This window comes from Rhodobaculum claviforme (assembly GCF_016653255.1).
In the GTDB taxonomy this organism is placed as follows: domain Bacteria; phylum Pseudomonadota; class Alphaproteobacteria; order Rhodobacterales; family Rhodobacteraceae; genus Rhodobaculum; species Rhodobaculum claviforme.
This window is the reverse complement of sequence record NZ_NHSD01000027.1, coordinates 1-2,873: the sequence shown is the minus strand read 5'-3', so window position 1 is coordinate 2,873 and position 2,873 is coordinate 1. Positions and strand designations below refer to the sequence as shown.

Here is a 2,873-nt window from a genome sequence, read left to right as displayed (position 1 = left end):
CCCCACTTGGCGGCCCCCATCCGCCGCCCCCGGTTGGCGACCGAGCACCGCGGCGCAGCCATGCCAACGGACGTGTTCACCACCGCGAAACCCGGCGATCCGGGGGGTACAGGCGGTGCGCAGCCGTGGCGCGCCCGCAGGGCCGGTGTGGTCATGCGCTCCAGTCGATGGGGGCCTCTGCGCGCGCGCGCAGCCAGTCGTTGACCCGGCTGAAGGGCCGCGCCCCAAAGAACCCCCGCCGCGCCGACAGCGGCGAGGGGTGCGGCGTCGACAGCACCAGATGGCCCGCCTCCCCCTTGTGGGGGCCGTCGAGATGCGGCGCGGCCACGGCCTGCGCGGGACGGCCCCACAACAGGAAGGCCGTCGGACGGGTGGCGACCCGCGCCAGCACCTGATCGGCCAGCCGCTGCCAGCCAAGCGCCCGGTGGCCGCCCGTCACCCCCACCGGCACGCTGAGGATGGTGTTGAGCAACAGCACCCCCTGTCGCGCCCAGCCGCTCAGATCCCCGTCCGCACGCGCAACGCCCGTGTCGTCGTGCAACTCGCGCAGGATGTTGGCCAGCGAATGCGCCGGACGAACCCCCGGCGGATAGGAGAACGCAAGCCCCGTCGCCCGCCCCGCCGTGGGGTAGGGGTCCTGCCCCAGGATCACCACCCGCACCGCGTCCGGCGGCGTCAGCGCCAGCGCGCGGAACAGGTCGGGCGCGGCGGGCTGCCAGGGGCGGGCCTCGGCCCTCAGGGCAGCGGCGATGTCAGGCCAGCCGGTGCGAAAAAACGCCAGATCCTCCCAGCCCGGCGGCGGGTCGGGCAGGGGCAGCGCCGCGCCTGCGGCTGGGGGGGGTGATGGCATGACGTCCTCCGGCGGTGTCACGGCGCGATACTCCGGGGCGAGGGCGGGGCGCAATGGCGCGGCCCGAGTTCACCGGCCCGGCGGCATCGGCGGCCCCGCCATGGCCGGAGCGGCGTGGGCGTTGACGCCGCTGCCTGCGGTGTGCACCAGCCCTCGGTGCACAGCATTGGCGGCCTGCGCTGGCCACCCGGGTGGGCGCGCGGGGTCTACGAGAGGGACGATCGGCCGGTCGGAACCGGCAGGGTGGGCATGGACGGGCCGGGTGGGCGGCCAAGGCGATGCCTCGGGCCGATGCGGCGCTGTGGGCGCGTGACCCCGCCGCGATGGCCCGCCCGCGCCTCAGCCCGCGCGGGAGATCGCCACCAGACGCGCCAGCCTGTCGCGCGCGGCGCCTGAGTCGATGCTCTCGCGCGCCAGTTCCACGCCCTCGTGCAGCCCGCCGGCCTTGCCTGCGACCACCAGCGCCCCGGCCGCATTCAGCAGAACCGCATCGCGATAGGCCCCGGGCGCCCCGTCCAGAAGGGCCGTCAGGGCTGCGGCGTTGTGCTCCGGCCCGCCACCCAGAAGCGCCTCGAACGGGTGCACGGGCAGGCCCGCGTCCTCGGGATGGAGGTCGAACAGGTGCACCGCGCCGCCCTCCAGCGCTGCCACGCGGCTGGGACCGGCGATCGAGATCTCGTCGGTGCCGTCGGCGCCATGGGCGATCCAGGCGCGCTCGGCGCCCAGCGCGGCCAGCGTCTCGGCCATCGGTCGGATCAGGTGCTCGGAGAACGCCCCCAGCATCAGGCGCCGCACCCCGGCGGGGTTGGTCAGCGGGCCGAGGATGTTGAAGATCGTGCGGGTGCCAAGCTCCGCGCGCACGGGGCCGACGTGGCGCATCGCAGGGTGGTGCATGGGCGCCATCATGAAGCCGATGCCGGCCTCGGCGATGGCGCGCTCGACGATATCGGGGCCGACCATGACCTCGATGCCCAGCGCGCCCAGCGCATCGGCCGCACCGGACTTCGAGCTGAGGTTGCGGTTGCCGTGCTTTGCGACCGGAACGCCCGCACCCGCCACGACAAAGGCCGCGGCGGTGGAGATGTTCAGCGTCCCCTTGCCGTCGCCGCCCGTTCCCACGATGTCCATGGCGCCTTCGGGGGCGCGCACCGGCACACAGCGTGCGCGCATGGCCGCCGCCGCGGCGGCATATTCGTCCACCGTCTCGCCGCGGGTGCGCAGCGCCATCAGGAAGCCGCCCATCTGGGCGGGGGTGGCCTCGCCCTCGAACAGGATGGCAAAGGCGGTTTCCGCCTCCGGGCGGGTCAGGGGGCGCTCGGCGGCGATGGCGATGAGCGGGCGCAGGCCCGCGTCGGGGACGGGGGCGGTCATGCCGTCACCCGCGCGCGGTCGACAAAGTTGCGCAGGAGCGCGTGTCCGTGCTCGGAGGCGATGGATTCGGGGTGGAACTGCACACCCTCGACCGGGGCGGCGCGGTGACGCAGGCCCATGATGGTGCCATCCTCCAGCGCTGCCGTGACCTCCAGCGTGGCGGGCAGGTCGTCGCGCGCCACCACCAGGCTGTGGTAGCGCGTGGCCGAGAACGGCGAGGGCAGCCCGGCAAAGACGCCCGCGCCATGGTGGTGGATCACGCCCGGTTTGCCATGCACGATCTGTGCCGCGCGTGTGACGGTCCCGCCCATCGCCTGGCCGATGGCCTGATGGCCCAGGCAGACGCCCAGCAACGGCGTGCCGGTTTCCACCGCCGCCGCCACCATGGCCAGGCAGATGCCCGCCTCGGACGGCGTGCAGGGGCCTGGCGACAGCACGATGCCGGATGGGCGCATCGCCATCGCCGTCTGCACATCCAGCGCATCGTTGCGGCGCACCGTCACCTCGGCGCCCAGTTCGCCCAGGTAATGGACGAGGTTCCAGGTGAAGCTGTCGTAATTGTCGATGAGCAGGAACATGGGCGGCTCTGGATGATGCCGAGACCGGCGGGGGCGGAGGTCACTTGGCCCGGCGCGGGCGGTGGGGACAAGCC

General features: G+C 74.0%; 3 protein-coding genes. All 3 read right to left on the bottom strand.

What is annotated here, in order from left to right; translation table 11 throughout:
* Positions 1-151 precede the first annotated feature (151 nt).
* Complete coding sequence (locus CCR87_RS00390; RefSeq protein WP_201155359.1) at positions 152-850, bottom strand: uracil-DNA glycosylase; 699 nt, start codon at positions 848-850, stop codon at positions 152-154.
* Between the two features lie 339 nt (positions 851-1,189).
* The gene (gene trpD / locus CCR87_RS00385) at positions 1,190-2,221 is read right to left on the bottom strand and encodes an anthranilate phosphoribosyltransferase (protein ID WP_201155358.1); all 1,032 of its coding nucleotides are present in this window, start codon (positions 2,219-2,221) and stop codon (positions 1,190-1,192) included.
* Entirely contained in the window at positions 2,218-2,799 is a 582-nt protein-coding gene (locus tag CCR87_RS00380; RefSeq protein WP_201155357.1) for an anthranilate synthase component II, read from the bottom strand. Before CCR87_RS00380 ends, trpD begins: the two co-directional genes overlap by 4 nt.
* Positions 2,800-2,873 lie beyond the last annotated feature (74 nt).